The 16,837-nt window shown below is 45.2% G+C and carries 18 protein-coding genes; 9 read left to right on the forward strand and 9 right to left on the reverse strand.

The genetic code is table 11. The features are described from left to right. Nucleotides 1-269: 269 nt before the first annotated feature. The gene (gene trhA / locus ACNAZ4_RS19025; RefSeq protein WP_415817057.1) at nt 270-917 is read right to left on the reverse strand and encodes a PAQR family membrane homeostasis protein TrhA; all 648 of its coding nucleotides are present in this window, start codon (nt 915-917) and stop codon (nt 270-272) included. 136 nt (nt 918-1,053) lie between these two features. Between trhA and ACNAZ4_RS19030 the strand changes: the two genes are divergently transcribed. Further along, nucleotides 1,054-1,638 (forward strand): DUF1836 domain-containing protein, encoded by a 585-nt coding sequence (locus tag ACNAZ4_RS19030; RefSeq protein WP_415817059.1) that lies wholly within the window; start codon nt 1,054-1,056, stop codon nt 1,636-1,638. Between the two features lie 5 nt (nt 1,639-1,643). Next, nucleotides 1,644-1,874 (forward strand): excisionase family DNA-binding protein, encoded by a 231-nt coding sequence (locus tag ACNAZ4_RS19035; protein ID WP_415817061.1) that lies wholly within the window; start codon nt 1,644-1,646, stop codon nt 1,872-1,874. A gap of 32 nt (nt 1,875-1,906) precedes the next feature. Here ACNAZ4_RS19035 and ACNAZ4_RS19040 read toward each other — a convergent pair whose 3' ends face one another. Continuing rightward, nucleotides 1,907-3,568, reverse strand: coding sequence for a PAS domain S-box protein (locus tag ACNAZ4_RS19040; protein WP_415817063.1), 1,662 nt, complete (start codon nt 3,566-3,568; stop codon nt 1,907-1,909). 172 nt (nt 3,569-3,740) lie between these two features. After that, complete coding sequence (locus tag ACNAZ4_RS19045) at nt 3,741-4,112, reverse strand: hypothetical protein (RefSeq protein WP_415817065.1); 372 nt, start codon at nt 4,110-4,112, stop codon at nt 3,741-3,743. A gap of 136 nt (nt 4,113-4,248) precedes the next feature. Between ACNAZ4_RS19045 and ACNAZ4_RS19050 the strand changes: the two genes are divergently transcribed. Both ACNAZ4_RS19050 and ACNAZ4_RS19055 read left to right on the forward strand, forming a co-directional pair. Next, nucleotides 4,249-4,758, forward strand: a complete 510-nt coding sequence (locus tag ACNAZ4_RS19050) for an NUDIX hydrolase (protein ID WP_415817067.1) — start codon at nt 4,249-4,251, stop codon at nt 4,756-4,758. A 4-nt stretch (nt 4,759-4,762) separates the two neighbouring features. Next, nucleotides 4,763-5,569 (forward strand): alpha/beta fold hydrolase, encoded by an 807-nt coding sequence (locus ACNAZ4_RS19055; RefSeq protein WP_415817069.1) that lies wholly within the window; start codon nt 4,763-4,765, stop codon nt 5,567-5,569. Between the two features lie 24 nt (nt 5,570-5,593). On the opposite strand, the gene ACNAZ4_RS19060 is transcribed toward ACNAZ4_RS19055, so the two are convergent. From ACNAZ4_RS19060 to ACNAZ4_RS19080, 5 genes are all read right to left on the reverse strand, one after another. After that, the gene (locus tag ACNAZ4_RS19060) at nt 5,594-6,538 is read right to left on the reverse strand and encodes a Gfo/Idh/MocA family protein (protein WP_415817071.1); all 945 of its coding nucleotides are present in this window, start codon (nt 6,536-6,538) and stop codon (nt 5,594-5,596) included. Nucleotides 6,539-6,665: 127 nt separating this feature from the next. Then, nucleotides 6,666-7,016, reverse strand: a complete 351-nt coding sequence (locus tag ACNAZ4_RS19065) for a hypothetical protein (protein ID WP_415817073.1) — start codon at nt 7,014-7,016, stop codon at nt 6,666-6,668. 89 nt (nt 7,017-7,105) lie between these two features. Next, entirely contained in the window at nt 7,106-7,603 is a 498-nt protein-coding gene (locus tag ACNAZ4_RS19070) for a GNAT family N-acetyltransferase (protein ID WP_415817075.1), read from the reverse strand. 348 nt (nt 7,604-7,951) lie between these two features. After that, nucleotides 7,952-9,610: a glutamine--tRNA ligase/YqeY domain fusion protein gene (locus tag ACNAZ4_RS19075; protein ID WP_415817077.1), complete on the reverse strand. Its 1,659-nt coding sequence runs from the start codon at nt 9,608-9,610 to the stop codon at nt 7,952-7,954. A 160-nt stretch (nt 9,611-9,770) separates the two neighbouring features. Continuing rightward, nucleotides 9,771-11,423 (reverse strand): M20/M25/M40 family metallo-hydrolase, encoded by a 1,653-nt coding sequence (locus tag ACNAZ4_RS19080; RefSeq protein WP_415817079.1) that lies wholly within the window; start codon nt 11,421-11,423, stop codon nt 9,771-9,773. 223 nt (nt 11,424-11,646) lie between these two features. On the opposite strand from ACNAZ4_RS19080, the gene ACNAZ4_RS19085 reads away from it, so the two are divergent. The 5 genes from ACNAZ4_RS19085 to ACNAZ4_RS19105 all read left to right on the forward strand — a co-directional run bounded on the left by ACNAZ4_RS19085 (nt 11,647) and on the right by ACNAZ4_RS19105 (nt 15,704). After that, complete coding sequence (locus tag ACNAZ4_RS19085; protein WP_415817081.1) at nt 11,647-12,246, forward strand: DUF421 domain-containing protein; 600 nt, start codon at nt 11,647-11,649, stop codon at nt 12,244-12,246. Between the two features lie 228 nt (nt 12,247-12,474). Continuing rightward, the gene (locus ACNAZ4_RS19090) at nt 12,475-13,626 is read left to right on the forward strand and encodes an MFS transporter (protein ID WP_415817258.1); all 1,152 of its coding nucleotides are present in this window, start codon (nt 12,475-12,477) and stop codon (nt 13,624-13,626) included. Nucleotides 13,627-13,739: 113 nt separating this feature from the next. Next, complete coding sequence (locus ACNAZ4_RS19095; RefSeq protein ID WP_415817083.1) at nt 13,740-14,498, forward strand: threonine/serine exporter family protein; 759 nt, start codon at nt 13,740-13,742, stop codon at nt 14,496-14,498. Between the two features lie 16 nt (nt 14,499-14,514). Then, the gene (locus ACNAZ4_RS19100; protein ID WP_415817085.1) at nt 14,515-14,958 is read left to right on the forward strand and encodes a threonine/serine exporter family protein; all 444 of its coding nucleotides are present in this window, start codon (nt 14,515-14,517) and stop codon (nt 14,956-14,958) included. A gap of 110 nt (nt 14,959-15,068) precedes the next feature. Then, the gene (locus ACNAZ4_RS19105) at nt 15,069-15,704 is read left to right on the forward strand and encodes a histidine phosphatase family protein (protein WP_415817087.1); all 636 of its coding nucleotides are present in this window, start codon (nt 15,069-15,071) and stop codon (nt 15,702-15,704) included. A gap of 124 nt (nt 15,705-15,828) precedes the next feature. Here the strand turns inward: ACNAZ4_RS19105 and ACNAZ4_RS19110 are convergent, their stop codons facing one another. Beyond that, entirely contained in the window at nt 15,829-16,818 is a 990-nt protein-coding gene (locus tag ACNAZ4_RS19110; RefSeq protein ID WP_415817089.1) for an NADPH:quinone oxidoreductase family protein, read from the reverse strand. Nucleotides 16,819-16,837 lie beyond the last annotated feature (19 nt).

Here is a 16,837-nt window from a genome sequence, read left to right on the forward strand (position 1 = left end):
CTTCACTGCCAGGCCCTCCAGCGCTTGTCGCAGTTGGGCAGTCGCCTCCGCTTTTCGAATTGTCTAGTGTCGCCTCCTAGAAACTCCGAAACTTCAACTCCGCCCGCAGAAGCAAATAGAGCTTCTTTGTCGGAGTCTCCAGTTTCTGCGTTTCTGGGCAGTCGGCTATACTTTTCGTTTTCGGTCCTGCCAATGAAGTCAAAGAACGACTTCACTGCCAGGCCCTCCAGCGCTTGTCGGGGCTGAACAAGGCTCTTGCGCTTTTTGTTCTATAAGACGTAAAAATAGACACTGAAAAAATGGGCAAGGCTACCGAGCATGATGAAGATATGGAATATTTCATGGAAGCCGAGATGCTTTGAGCGGAGAAAATCAGGTTTTAATGCGTAAATGACGCCTCCGATTGTGTAGAGGATACCACCGGCAACAAGCCAGAAAATTCCTCCGGGATTTAATATAGAGGAGAGAGGAGACACCACGAATATCACCATCCAGCCCATGATGATATAGATGGAGGTCGACAGCCATCTTGGACTCCTGAACCAGATCATTTTAAAAAGAATTCCGCATACAGCTGCCAAAGAGATGATGCCGAAAAGCGTCCAGCCTGCTGCGCCATTGAGACTGATCAGGCAAAAAGGAGCATAAGTTCCGGCGATCAGGACAAAAATCATCGAATGGTCAATTTTTCGAAGGAAAGCGATAATGCTATCCCTGCTGATGACCATATGGTAGGTGGCCGATGCTGTGTAAAGCAGGATCATGCTGAGTCCAAAAATCGTCACGGATGTAATCGCAAGGGGTGAACCATTTGTAATTGAAGCCTTGATGACAAGCGCCAGCAGTCCTGCGAAGGAAAGTAAGGCACCGGCCAGATGGGTAAGGCCGTTAATGGGTTCTCGGATATAGCTATTCATAACTTATAACCTCCATATATCTTCATATAGTTTTAATAACTACTTTATATAATATTATGATAACGTGAAGTAGTCAATGTTTACTGTCTTCTTTTTTTGCATTATAATGAAAATAAAAAAACATGAGGGATCCATATTGAATAATTTAGCCGGCCTGCTTGCGGAGCTTAATCTTGAAAATAATATCACGCTTGAGGAGATCCCTGAAATCGATTTATACATGGATCAAGTCATCCAGTTGTTCGAAAAAAGTTTCGGCAGCTCAACAAGGAATGAAGATGAAAAAGTCCTGACGAAAACGATGATCAACAATTATGCCAAGGGGAAATTGTTCTTTCCTGTCAAAAATAAAAAATATTCAAAAGAGCATCTTATCCTGATCAGCTTGATATACCAGTTGAAAGGCGGCCTGTCCATCCAGGATATCAAGCAGACACTCGAAGGCATCAATCAAAGGACAGAGTCCGGACCATTTGAATTGAACAAATTTTATCAAAGCTACCTGAGGCTCCATGAAAAGAATATCGAGATTTTTAATGAGGATGTCCTTAAAACGGCACAGGACGTAAAACAAGAAGTGAAAACGCTAGAGGCAGAAGGACCTGAGGAGCTCGAAACGGTATTATTGATAGCCTCGCTGATCAATATCAGCAATTTTTATAGGAAGACAGCCGAGAAGCTTGTCGATCAGCTCGCGGTAAAAAAAGAAAAAAAGGACTGAAATAGGTGTACTTGACAGTAAAAGAAACAGCAGAATATTTATCGATGCCAGAGGCACAGGTGGAGAACCTGGTCTTTCAGCGGAAAATCAGGGCCATCCATGATGGAGAGCAATATTTGATTTATAAAGACCAATTCAATACACATTTGAAACAAGTTGAGAAATACAAAAAGCTGGTCGAGGAAATCATGAATGAACCAGTGCCTGATGACATCGACATTAAGGATGAAGATTAAAAAAACGCGAGAGGACAAGTCCTTTCGCGTTTTTACTTGGTTGTTTTCTCAATGTTCTTCATTTTGTCTTCATGCTTGATTGGCAATTGGACGATGACCTCTGTCCCTTTTTCAGGCTCGCTGTTGAACTTGATGGTGCCATTATGGGATTGGACGATTTTGAAGCTGACAGTCATTCCAAGTCCAGTTCCTTTTTCCTTGGAAGAATAAAAAGGCTCACCGATTCTTTCCAGCAATTCTTTCGAGATTCCGACACCCTCGTCCTTGACCCTGATTGAGACGTTATTATCAAAACTCTCCATTGTGATAAGGACTGAATCGCCTGAAGAAGAAGCCTCAATCGCATTTTTGACAATATTGATGAACAGTTGCTTGAGCTGGTTCGGTTCACATTCGATTAAGACGGAATGGTCTTTGACCTGGAACTCGATTTGGATATTATGGAGGCTTGCCTCAGTTTTTAACAGCGAAATCACATCGTGCAAAATCATCTGCAAGTCTGCTTCCGTGAATTTGATCTGCTGTGGCTTGGCCAAAAGGAGCAGCTCACTGACAATATGATTGATCCGGTTGAGCTCATCGATCATGATCCGATAGTAAAGCTGGTGCTTTTCATCCTCCATTTGAAGCAATTGGACGAGTCCTTTTAACGAAGTAAGCGGGTTGCGGATTTCATGTGCGACGCTTGCGGATAACTCGCCGACGACAGACAGCTTATCCGTCCGGCGCAGACGCTCCTCTGTCTCGCGGAGCTCTGTCACATCCCGGGAATTGCAGATGATGCCTGCAATTTTTTCGTTCACGATAATCGGAAGGGAGGTGCTCTGGAAAATAAGCGCTTTGCCGTTTGTATTCACCAACTCCACTTCGAACATTTGCGGACAGCGGTTCTCCACCACGCTTGCCACTTTTTCCAAAACTTTCTGCCTATGGGTTTCTGGAATCAAGTCAGCAAGGTTTTTTCCGATATATTCATCCCGGCTGAATCCAGTTATTTTTTCAAACTGTGGATTCAGGTTGGTGATGGTCCCATTTAAGTCGAGCATCGAAACAATATCCGGACTGTATTCAAACAGGGAACGGTATTGCTGCCGGCTTTCTTCAAGAAGGGTTTCGACATTTTTCCGTTCGGTAATATCCCGGCCGATGATGACGAGTCCCTGACGGCTGCCATCTTCATTGAAGAGGGGAACCTTTATCGTATCAAATGTCTTGACGGATCCATCTGGCTGCGCCAGGGCTTCTTCAACACGAATGATCCCGCCGGCTTTCCATGCTTCTTCATCGGAAATCTCGCAATATCTCAGGGCATCGCTGAAATAGTTGCTATACTCCGCGAGCTCCGAGTCCTTTTTGCCTTTATAGTCAACGTTCTCAATGTCAAATAGTTTCAAACCAAAGTCATTGGCCTGGATCCATCGTCCTTCTCCATCCTTGAAGTTGACGAAATCGACCATTGAATTGATCAGTGTGGTAAGCCGTTTCTCTTCTTCTTTTGCAACATTCAGCTCTTCCATTTTCGTGATGAAATAATAGAAAAGCCACCCTGCCAGCAAAACATAAAGGACTTCCTTCGAATGTTCGATCACCTCGACAAAGGGCGAAGGTGCGTATAAACTCAGCAGATAGTTCGTCCCAAAAATCCAGACAATGCTCAGAATGAAAAAGATAAGTAAATATTGCTTTTTTTTCATATCCTGACTCCTAAAGTAAGTGAAGAAACTTACGTAATTTCAAAAAGGATTACTTGTCTATAGTAGCACAATTTTGTCAAATTAAATGAACATTATTTCCATAGTAGCATTTCTATTAAATGGAAGAAAGATACAAAGGACCGAATTCGCTTCAGTCCTTTGCTGCCTGTTGTTAAAAATCGCCATCAGAAGCCTGGAAGGGTATATTCAACCGGTTTTCGACCACCCGAAGCCGCTGGTTCAAGCGATTTAAACGGCGGGTATGGCGTTCATCATTTTGATTCAAGCGGGCAATCTCGCTGTTAATACGTGTGACTTCCTTATTGAGCCTGGCAATCTCCCTGTTTTGGCGGCCAATTTCTTTATTTTGCCTGTCAAGCTCTGTCTTCTGAACCTGAAGCTGACGTTCAAGCTGGTTCACTCGGCGTTCAAGCAATGGTTGCCGTTCAAAGTCATGGGCATTCTGATTCTGTGCTTGATAATTAAAATCATAGTGTGTATACGGATCGTAATACTGGGGGTTGTAGTACTGATAAGGGTTCATATGGGCACACTCCTTATTATAAACTCATGGTAAATTCTCTATAAAGTATGTAGGTGAAAGTCATGGGTGCAAGGCTAATATCTAAAGAAGGAAAAAATTGGAGCAGCAGCGAATGGATATACAGGTGGTGATATGAATGGGAATGTCAAAGTATTATCAGGAGCTTAGAAGGAAAGTGGGAAGCGAGCTGATCTTCATGCCCAGCGTAGCAGGGATCATCAGGAATGAGTCTGGCGAGATTCTGTTCCAGAATAAAGGCAATGGCGAAAAGTGGAGCCTGCCGGCAGGAGCGATCGAACCTGGCGAAGCACCTGCTGAAGCCGTTGTCCGTGAAGTGTGGGAAGAAACAGGCCTCCATGTTGTCCCTGGAAAATTATTGGGTGTCTTTGGCGGAAAAGAATTTCGCTATCAATATCCCAATGGCCACAAGGTCGAGTATGTAGTATTTGTGTTTGATTGCAAGGTAAGAGGCGGTGACCTCAATCCAACCGACAGTGAAACAGCAGAACTTCGTTACATCAGCCCGGAAAATAGGCCGGAATTGGCATTGCCTTATCCAGAGAGCATTTTTACTGAAACAGGCAGTGGGAAGACGGAGTTTCAGTGGGATAAGGAATGGGTGAAGCTGGCAAATCAAAGGAGTTAAGACTGTGGAATGTAAAGTAAGCAAGGGCAGTATTCATTTTGAAGTGTTAGGGGAAGGGTTCCCGTTGTTAATCCTTCATGCAATGGGGACAGATCATCGTTCTATGAAAGGCTGGCTGGAACCTGTATTCGATAGAGTGGAAGGGTTTCAAAGAGTGTATATTGATTTGCCAGCCCATGGGCTTAGTATGGTTGATGAGAGTGTTGAATCAACAGATGACCTGCTTGGTAATTTGCTAGACTTTATTGATGAAGTTATCGGACAAGAAGAATTTTCTTTGATTGGAGCTTCCTTCGGCGGATATTTGGCACAAGGGATTTTCCATCAGAGAAGAGTGCAGGTGAAAGGAATTTGCCTATTGGCATCAGCATTGCACATGAAAGAGAGGATCGTTCCACAGCGACAAGTTCTAGAGCAAGATGAAGAACTGCTTGCGAACCTTGATCCAGACATCCGGACAGCATTTGAAACCCTGTTCATTTACCAGAATCAAGCGACATTCACAGCCTTCCTAAAGGAAATCCAGCCGGGCAGGCTTTTGGCAAATCGTGAATTTCTTGCTTCAGATTGGAAAGCAAAACGCTATTACCTGACCGAGGAACCTTTTCATGATGTGCAGACTCTTGCCCATTCAGCCCTGTTCATTTTGGGCAGGCAGGATTATATTTGCGGTTACAAAGATCATATGATTTTATTAGAGAAATTCCCGAATTCCACTTTTGCAGTTTTGAATCATGCAGGCCATATGCTGCAAATTGAAAAACGCGAAGCTGTCCAGGCATTGGTTAAGGATTGGCTGACAAGCAAATAAAAAGAGAGCGCATATATCGCGCTCTCAGCCTTTCCGTAGCCGCTCCAAAACGACTTGGGCATCATATCCAGCAGCAAAATCAATGATTATTGCCTCATCGCCTTTTACCGCTTTTACAAGATGATCAATCAATGAATCTGTCAGGAAATCATCAGCTTGCAAAGGCAGAATTTCTTCGCCAAGCTTGCCGCCTTGCAGCTGCCCCCAGTTCAGCAATGATAAAGTTCCTTCGCTGCCGTAAGCGGTAAAGGCAATTTCCTCCTTGCCGGCGATTTGGCTCATGCCGTCAATCCATACTGGAGTTCCATCTGCTAATTCCAGCATAGCTAGAATACCAATCTCGCTAGCCTGCGGGTCTTCTGGAAATTGCAATTGCACATTCTTCACTGTGACTCTGCCAAAAATCTTCTGCACTTGCTGGATAAAATGGACGCCGACCTCAAGCACATAGCCCCCCTGATCCTTGCTTGCAACCCAGGCATTCTGCTGCCAAGGACGCGGCCATTCAGGGAAGTGCATTTTCAGTTGGACCCTTCTCAGTTTTCCAACATAGTTTTCCGTGATTAACTTTGCAAAACTCCTGCTGCCGGCACTATAATTCAGCGGAAAATTCATTGCATGGACGATACCCGCATCCTGCGCCTGTTTTAATAGACTCTCAGCTTCCTCAACCGAATTGGCCAGCGGTTTTTCACACAAAATATGTATCCCTTTTTGGATGACATCAGACGCCACAGCATGGTGGAACTTCGGCGGCACCGCAACGTACACAAGATCCAGTTTAGCAGTTTCAAGCATCTCTTTATGGTTCGTGAATGCCGGAATCCCTCCCAACTCCGCCGCCATCTCATTTGCCCTTTCTTCCATTGTGTCGCACACCGCTGCAATTTCAGTTTCAGCGTGGCCCTGAAAACCCTTTATCAAACGCTGGCCAATTGCACCAAGGCCAATGATTCCAACTTTTATCATAGGGAGACCTCCAAGAATCTTTTATTTTTATTATACAAATAAATCTAATAGTTTAGGAATACGAAATATTTAAAAATCTATATTAAGTAAAATAAAAACCCTCCCGCAAATGGGAGGGCAGTCGTTGTTAATCAATATCCGGCTGAAATCCAATCAACTTCGCTTTCTTATCAGCCTGCGGATTGGCGTCAGGGAAAGTGATGACAGAAGCGATATAATCCCAGCGGAGGAACAGGTTGGTGGTGCAAGTCTCTTCTACCTGATCTTCGGCAGGAATAGCGGTGCCATCTTCCTTTTGGACTGGCGTCCGTTTATAGCATGGGTTCTCGATCCAAATCCCCATATTTTCGGTATGGACCAGTTTTACGAGATACCATTCATCTGGCTGATAGATTCCGGTAATATCGCCAATCATGCTGTCGGGGAAATTTTTCAGCTTGACCTGAACCTTCTGGTTAACGTAAGTATCTAAAAACATGAGCATTCTCCTTTCAATAAAGAACTCATCCTTTACCTACTTCCTTTTTCAGCAAAAAATAAACATAAAAAAAGGCCAATATTGGCCCTTTACAAAAATAGCATCATTAAATCTTCGTCATAATAAATACCATCAATCTTCATGGAGTTCTTTTCGACTCCATATACTTTGAAACCTAGAGAAGCATATAGTTTCTTAGCCGGCTCGTTGCTTGAGGTCACTGTGAGGTGAATTTGTTCAACGATGGTTAATTCTGCACCCTTTTGGATGGCTGCTTTTACAAGCGCCCTGCCAATGCCTCTGCCGCGATGTGAAGAGGTAACATACATGGCAAAAATACTCGCCCGGTGCTTCAGTTTGACTTTTCCATCTGGAACAAGCGTGACAACCCCAACCAGCTGCTCTTTGTCAAAAGCGCCAAATGTATAAACGGACTTATTATCAAGCCTTTCCCTGTAACGGGACGCTTCGTAACCCTCCTCATCTTCATAACTGGAGCTGAACGCCTCAGGATTCATAAGCAATGCCTCATGACGAAGGGCTCGATAACTCTCCGCATCCTCGCCATTTAATCTTCGGATTTCCATAATTCCCACACCTCTGCAAAATTTGTTAATTTAATTAAATTCTAGATAAAAAGCTGATTTCCTTTAAAAAAGAGAACTTGTCATTTCTATCAGATCTGAAGGCTGAAGTGGAAAACGGTTATTCTGACAGGTTTGAAGGGAAGCAGGAGAAAGCTGTCAAGAAACCGCCGTTAGTTTGACAGGTTGAAAGGGAAACAGGAGAAAGCTGTCAAAATCAAACAGTTACATTAACATCCTCGGAGCAAAATCCACCGCTATACCAGCTCGCTGCCATCCTGCACCAAATATAACCTCAAAAAAACCTCCCCTGAATCGAACACACACCCGGGGAGGCTAATCATCTACATATTAAAGCTTAAACGAGCTCTTAAGCGATACGATCCGGTTGAAGACTTTCTTGTCTTCTGTTGTGTGCTTTGGATCGACATTGAAGTAGCCGTGGCGGAAGAACTGGAATTTGTCCTGCGGCTGGGTGTCCTTCATGTTTGGCTCGATAAATCCGTTCAGGATTTCCAGGGATTTTTCATTCACCTGATCCAGGAAGGATTTGTTCTCGGCTTCAGCTTCACTTTCTTCTTCATCATCAAGAATCAGCGGCTCATACAGGCGGAATTCTGCAGGCAGTGCGTGTGTTGCGTCTACCCAGTGCAGTGTTCCTTTTACTTTCCGGCCGGTGAAGCCTGATCCGCTCTTGGTCTCAGGATCGTATGTGCAGTGAAGCTCGACGACTTCGCCATTTTCATCCTTGATCACGTCATTGCATTTGATGAAATAAGCATGCTTCAAGCGGACTTCATTGCCAGGGAACAGACGGAAGTACTTCGCCGGTGGGTTTTCCATGAAATCATCCTGCTCGACATAAATCTCGCGCGAGAATGGAATCTTGCGCGTGCCCATTTCCGGATTTTCTGGGTTGATGTCGGCATCGAGCCATTCAACTTCGCCTTCAGGATAATTCGTGATGACAACTTTCAAGGGACGCAGCACGCCCATCGTACGCGGAGCCTTCAACTTAAGGTCTTCACGAACAAAATGCTCAAGCATCTGTGCATCAACGGTTGAGTAACCTTTTGAAACACCAGCAGCTTTTACGAATTCACGGATTGCTTCAGGAGTGAACCCTCGTCTTCTCAAACCAGAAATTGTCGGCAGGCGAGGATCATCCCAGCCATCAACATACTTTTCTTCAACAAGCTGCTTCAGTTTGCGCTTGCTCATGACTGTGTTTGTCAGGTTCAGGCGGCCAAACTCGATTTGCTGTGGTGTTGCTTCCATTTCGGTTTCGCGTACAACCCAGTCATAAAGAGGACGCTGGTCTTCGAACTCGGTTGTGCACAAGCTGTGGGTAACGCCTTCGATTGCATCCTCAATCGGATGGGCAAAAGCGTACATAGGATAGATGCACCACTTATCCCCAGTATTATGGTGTGTCGCATGCGAAATTCGGTAGATGACCGGGTCACGCAGATTGATGTTAGGTGAAGACATATTAATCTTCGCGCGCAATACCTTTTCGCCATTGGCAAAATCGCCATTTTTCATGCGTTCGAACAATTCAAGGTTCTCTTCAACGGAACGAGTGCGATATGGGCTTTCCTTACCTGGCTCAGACAAGGTTCCGCGGTACTCCCGGATTTCATCTGCAGACAAATCATCTACATACGCAAGGCCTTTTTTAATCAACAGGACAGCACGGTCATACATTTCATCAAAATAATCTGAGGCGAAAAATAAACCTTCCCATTCATAACCAAGCCATTCGACGTCTTCCTTGATGGCATCGACGTACTCCTGGTCTTCCTTCAGCGGGTTCGTGTCATCGAATCGAAGGTTGGTCTTGCCGCCGAACTCATCAGCAAGCCCAAAGTTGATGACTATTGATTTTGCGTGACCGATATGTAGGTATCCGTTCGGTTCTGGAGGGAATCGGGTCACGACTTTATCGCGCTTGCCACTCTCCAAATCTTCCTTAATGATCGTTTTTATAAAATTCGAGTTTTCTTCCAATTGAAATCAGCCTTTCCTTTGATCAGTCTCTTATGTTTATTTTAATGATTACTATAATATATTTCCACTGAACTATATAGTAATAAGAAAAAGGCGGAAATACAAGGGGTGTACCGCAATGATCACGCAAAAAAGGTGCCTTAGGACAAGGCACCTGTCATTATCTTGCTAATAGATTCTTGATGACCTCGTTAGTGATATTCGGTACAATTCGGACAGTATAGTCTATTTCCATCCTTTCATAGCGTTTGTGGGCATCCAGACCGTATGGACCGATGTTGACAACTGGGACATTCAGTTCCCGGATTTCCTGATAGTCGACAAAAAACTTCGCTCCCCAGCTTGGGTTATTTCGGGATGCAGAATCCAAGGCCTCATCATCATCGCTCAAGGCGACAAAACTCATATCGGATATATAAGGAAAGAAATTGCGGACAACAATGGATTCGTCATATTCAGGCTGAACTTTTTTAACAGCCGCTTCGAGAGCTTCAATCAAATTCCGTTCATCCTCGGTCTCACCATTCACTTCGATTCTTGGCGAATAAAGAGAGGAGTAGAAGACGATGATCGCCGGACTCTGATCTTGCATCCACTTCCATGCTTCCTCAACAACTCTTGCAGCGTACATCCTCAGGTCAAGTGTGGCATCCAAAAGCAGGTTTTCCTTGAAGTCGACCATATGGGCCGTGTAATCCGAACCGTGCTCCTTGATCAGTTCAGCTTCCATTTCTTCATAAGTCATTACCCTCGGCTGCCATTGAAGATCCCGGCAAGGCTCGCCGCTGATTTTACAGAATTGCCTGTAGCGTTCCTCGTACAGCCTCAGTCCATTGGCAAAAGCAATGCTGGCATGCTTCTTCAATTTTTCGAGAACATCCTTTGGTGTCCAGGAGTGTATGAAGAAATTGTAATATACATAAGCGGCCAGCGCCGTCTGAACGGTATAGTTCGGCTTGAGATCCATCTGCTTCAGGGAGACCGGGGGCATGGTCGTTTCGCCGAGAGCTTCGTTGCAAAGGTCAGGATTGTAGTCAATCTGCCTGGTCAATTCAGCCGCAATCAGATTTGGATCCAGACCTTCAAACGCGGATCCAACATGGGTTTCGGCACCCGTTATAAAAAATGAAGGCAACAGCTTCCCGACAGTTCCCTTATAAATATAGCGATTCCGGTCACCCGGGAACCGTGGTGAGACAAAATCACTGTTAATCAGGGCGATATACTCAAAGCCATGCTCTTCCTTCCAGGCGTTCAGACCCTTGACTCCGGAGAGGATGCCATACGAGCTGTCCTCTTCATCGCATTCTGCCAAAAAGACGAGATTTCCCTCCAGTTCATGCGGGTGCTCGGAATAATACTTCAGCAGATAAAGATTGGAGGCAACTCCGCTTTTCATGTCCAGCACCCCGCGGCCAAACATCCAGTCCCCTGATTCAGCCTGCTCCTTCACATGAGGAGGCAGTTTTTCCTTTTTAAGCTCTACAAGAAGTTCATCAGGATTGAACGCAAGGCCGGCAAGCTGTGTGAAATCATCAATCCCAACTGTATCCATATGTCCCATCAGAATGACGGTCCGATTGCTGTTGCCTTTTGTTCCTTTTACAAAAGCCAAAACATTGTACCGTTCAAGCACATCATTTTGAGTTTGCGGTTTGATGACGTGGGTTGTGTTCTCTATAAAATAAGGAAACGATGAAATCATCGTATACAGTGCCTGGGCAATTTCGTTCTCTCCATTTGTATTGACAATGCTCCCGATGTTCACAAGCTGTTTTGTATAAAATAAAACCTCATCATGGCAATCAAGCATCCAAAGCATCCCCTTTCAGAAAATTCAGGTTTTATTATCAAGCTAACGTATGTCAAGGATAATTACAATAGAAAAAAGTGGGTTAAAGAGAATCGTTTTGTAAAACTCCACGTTAAGAACATTTTGTTTTTTTATTCGCGATGATTTTTGCAGGGCTGATTTTTGCTCATAATATAACCGATTATGGTGAAAAATAAGGCTAGCAAATTTTTAGGAGGCGCTTATGGACTTTACATTTATTTGGAAAACGGCTTTTTTGATCCTTTCGGGAATTTTATTGTTGAGGATAGCGGGAAGAAAGTCGATCTCGCAAATGACACTGGCACAGACGGTCGTGATGATCTCACTTGGGACCATCATCGTTCAGCCGATTGCAGAGAAAAGTATGTGGAAGGCAATAGCTGGTGCAGCCATCTTTGTTGCGGCAATTATCATTATCGAATATCTAGAGATGAAGTCCAATTCCTTTGAGAAATTCATAACCGGAAAATCGAAAATCATTATCCAAAATGGCCAGTTTAATATCAAAACGATGAAGAAGATGCGGCTGACTGTCGATCAGCTGGAGATGAGATTGAGGAATAAAGGGATTACAAAAATGGAAGATGTGAAATATGCAACCATTGAACCGAATGGCCAGCTTGGGTATGAGCTAACAGATGACGCGAAGCCCTTGACGGTCGGTGAGTTCAGGAAAATCCTGAATGATTATCTTCCGGCAATAGTAATGAAGATGGAAAACGAACAGGAACCAGCACAGCCGGATATATTCCAAGAGTTGAATCATCCGAATAGCAAACACAATCCGAAATATCTCCAGTAGATAAAAATTCCCTTTTATTAATCCTGTGCAATGTGCTATTATTTAGAAATGCGAAATACATTGAAAATCTTCTCTTGCAGAAGATTTTTTGTTTGTTTAAGGCATTTTTTTGTAAGGCAGATTCATTTCAACCGTCAACCTGCCTGCATTCGAAGATACAAGTAAAGGGGAGAAAACAATTTGTCACAAGCAAAAGAGCCATTATGGACCTCTTCATTCATAAAGCTGATGGTCGGAAACCTGTTTGTATTCATGTCCTTCCAGATGCTCATACCAACATTGCCGCCTTATATAAAATCAATTGGAGCGAATGGGACGGAGATCGGCCTGGTTACCGCCTTATTTTCAATTGGGGCCGTACTGAGTAGGCCATTCATCGGATTCATGCTTGAATATAAACACAGAAGGCCGCTCGTTTTGATTGGTGCTGTCATGCTGCTGCTCATCACATTCCTATATCCGCTGTCACAGGTGGTAATCATTTTCCTGGCCTTCCGGCTGCTGCATGGGCTTGCCTGGGGATGGTCGACGACTGTCAACGGTACGGCAGCGGTTGACGTGATCCCGAACTCCCGGCTTGGGGAAGGGATGGGGTATTACGGCCTGTCCATTACGATCGGGATGATCATTGCGCCGAGCCTGGGAATATTCTTATTTCAGGTCACGTCATTTGAAAACCTGGTATACGTTTCTGGTGCGCTTGGTGTCATTGCCCTTGTGCTGCTCGGGACCGTTCATTATCAAACACCTGAACTTGTTATGAAGACGAACAAGGAAGATTTGAAATTCTCGTATCTTGGTTCGCTTATTGAAAAGTCAGGCTGGTTCCCGGCTATGCTGACTTTGCTGATCAATCTCGGATACGGGACGATCGTTACCTTCATCGTTATATTCGGTGAGGAACGCGGAATCGATCAAATCTTCTTATTCTATCTGTGCAATGCGATTCTTGCTTCACTGTCACGTCCTGTTGCCGGAAAATGGTTTGACCAAAAAGGTCCTGTCGGGCTTGTTATTTTAACGATCAGCATTACGTTTGCGGGCATGTGGGTGCTTTCATTTGCTCATTCGAATATGATGATCGCTATTGCCGGCGTCCTGTTTGGAATCGGATTCGGATCATTGATTCCAACCCTGCAGTCGTGGACGTTATCGATGACACCGCCAAACCGTCGAGGAGTGGCAAATGGGATGTTCTTCTCATCCATTGACCTTGGGATTGGTTTGAGCGGATTGTTTTTCGGGGTTCTGGCGCAATATGTTGATCTCGGAACCTTGTTCCAGATTTCAAGTAGTTTCATCGTATTCGCCCTGATTCTTACGATTGTGAAAGGCAAACCGAAAAAGGAAGTTTGCCTGCCGAAGGAAGCTGTTTCCTGATGCATTTGCCAGCCGTATCATGGCTGGCTTTTTCTATGGTTGCTAACATGTACTCTTTTGATTTAAACTGATAAAGAAATTTACATCGTACGGATTGGTATGTGAGGATCATTATGGATAATCAGGATCAAACATTTGAAGTGATGCGGGCATGTTTGCTGGCAGGGAAAATCATGCTCCGAAGCGGCGCGGAAACGTATCGCGTTGAAGATACAATGTCGAGGATGGCGTCTGCATTTGGCATCGACAAGACACATAGTTATGTGACGCCGACAGGGATCATTTTTTCCGTGGAAGGTGTCGGTCCCGAGCGGACGAAGCTTGTAAGGATTTCAGACAGGACGACGGACCTCAGGAAAGTGGCCATGGTCAACGCCGTTTCCCGAAAAATCAGCAGCGGCGAGGTAGGGCTCACTGAAGCGTGCAGGCTTCTAGGTGAGATCGAGGAAGCCAATTTAACCTACTCGTTCATGATTCAGATCATTGCGGCTGCGATTGCGAGCGGCTGTTTCACGATCATGTTTCTTGGCAGCTGGCTCGATTTCCTGCCTTCAATGGCAGCAGGAGGGATCGGTTTCTTCCTGGTCGTTTATTTCCACAGGATTGTACCGGTGAAATTCTTTGCTGAATTCCTGTCGTCTTTCATTATCGGGATGATTGCCTTATTCTTTGTGAAATTCGGGCTCGGCCAGGAGCTTGATAAAATCATCATCGGATCAGTGATGCCCCTTGTGCCAGGCTTGCTGATCACGAATGCGGTCAGGGACCTGATGGCCGGCCATTTGGTTTCAGGATTGTCAAAAGGAGCAGAAGCGCTGTTGACGGCTTTTGCGATTGGCTCAGGCATAGCGGCAATTTTATCTTTCTTTTAGACTGGAGAAAAGAGCGATGGTTTATGTAGAACAGCTTATTACGAGTTTTATTGCTTCCGCCGCGTTCGGGATCATTTTTAACGCACCGAGGGAGTCCCTGGTCAAGTGCGGAATTTCCGGAATGGTCGGCTGGATTGTTTATTTTTCCCTCGATAAAAATGGCATCGGGACAGTATTTGCAACATTGTTGGCCTCATTTTTAATAGCGGTCGTCAGCCAGTTTTTCGCAAAGGCTTACCGGACACCAATCATCATTTTTAGTGTTGCCGGGATTATTCCGCTTGTCCCTGGCGGACTGGCGTATGACGCGATGAGGAATTTTGTGGAGAATGATTATGCTGTAGCCCTTTCGTTAGCTGCGAAAGCATCGATGATATCCGGAGCAATCGCAGTTGGCCTTGTGTTCTCTGAAGTGATCAACCAGGTGATCAGAAGGTCAAGCCTTGGGCCGGTAAAATAGTGATTGATGAGACTCGCATCTGATGTGGGTCTTTTTTATTTTTCACCTAAAAAGGAATTCAGCGGCTTACGGAGAATTGATAGGTAAAAAGATTAACAAAGGGTGAGTATATGGAAATTCTATTGATCAGGCATGGCGAGTCGGAAGGGGATATTCTGCAGGTGCATGAAGGCCGGGCCGATTTGCTGCTGACGGATCATGGCCGCAGGCAGGCGAAGGAAATGGCTAAAGTCGTGAAGGAAAAATATATGCCGGAAGTGATCTGGTCGAGCACATTGAAGCGAGCAAGGGAGACTGCAGAAATCCTCAGCACCGAAACTAGTGTTAGGGTGATTGAAGATGATGGATTAAGAGAGTTCAATAATGGGGTTTTGGCAGGGCTGCCCTTTGCCGAGGCCAAGCTGCGCTACCCCGAACCAGAGGGTGGAAGAAAGCCGCATGTTCCGATCGAGGAAGGAGAGTCTAAACTGCAATTCCGTTTCAGGGCTGAGACAGTATTTTCCAGGATTCTTGCTGAGAGCGAAGGCAAAAAGCGAATCGCGATTGTCTCGCATGGCGGTATGATCTCCAATCTCCTCAGGGCATTTTTGAACATGCCTGTATCCGGTGATATCTATTTCCCAACAGGAGACACAGGAATTCATTTGCTGAAGGTGAATGAAAACGGGAAAAAAGCAGTGCTGTTCCTGAATGACTGCGGTCATCTGGCAAAAGTAGAATCAGAGGAGCTTGCAGCACAAAGTTAAAAAGTAGAATCAAAAGAGCTTGCAGCACAAAATTAAAAAAGTAGAATCAGAAGAGCTTGCAGCACAAAATAAAATGCGATACCAAAAAGCCCGAACCCAGTTATTGACTGGATTCGGGCTTTTTTTAGATTTTCACAATCGTCCGTCCGCGGTTCTCACCTTTTAAGATGCTGGTAAGGACGCCTGGCAATTCTTCTAATGACACTTCACTTTTGATGGCTTCCAGGAGTTCTTCAGGCTTCAAGTCGGTGGCCATCCGCTGCCAAAGAAGCTTTCTCGTTTCCATCGGGCAGTATACTGAATCAATCCCGAGGAGATTGATGCCCCTGAGGATGAACGGGAACACCGTTGTTGGGACATCTGTGCCGCCAGTCAAGCCGCTGACTGCGACTGAACCGTTGTATTCAAGTTTGCTCAGGATTGCCGACAATGTCTTGCCGCCAACGGGGTCGACGGCCGCTGCCCATAGCTGCTTATCGAGAGGCTTCACCTTTTCCCCGGCTAACTCTTCACGGCTGATGATTTCTGAGGCGCCGATTTTTCGAAGGTAGTCATGCTCTGATTCTTTCCCTGTGCTCGCTACGACGTGATATCCCCGCTTGGCGAGCATCGCAACAGCCACGCTGCCGACACCGCCGGTTGCTCCTGTCACGAGGACTTTTCCTTTTTCCGGAGTGAGACCATTTTCCTCCAGTCGGTGGACGGACAAAGCTGCCGTAAATCCGGCGGTTCCATAAACCATTGCTTCTTTTAAAGAAAGACCTTCAGGCAATGAGACAATCCAGTCCGCAGGGATCCTCGCATACTCGCTGTATCCGCCATAGTGGGAAACCCCTATCTCATAGCTGGTAGCGATCACTTCATCTCCTGCTTTGAAGTGGCTGTCGTCAGAAGAGACAACCGTCCCAGCAAGGTCGATTCCAGGAATGAAAGGATAAGATCTGACAATCTTGCCATTCGGGATGCTCGCAAGCCCGTCCTTATAATTGACACTGGAGTAGGCGACCTTGATCAGCACCTCTCCTTCAGGCAGATCCTCCAATGAGATTGTCTTCACTTCAGCAGAAAAATCTTCTTCCATTTTGTTCACCATAAAAGCTTTGAATTTGTCCATTACTCCCAACCTTTCTTGG

Origin of the sequence: Mesobacillus thioparans (assembly GCF_965138835.1) — a bacterium.
Taxonomy (GTDB): Bacteria; Bacillota; Bacilli; order Bacillales; family Cytobacillaceae; genus Mesobacillus; species Mesobacillus thioparans.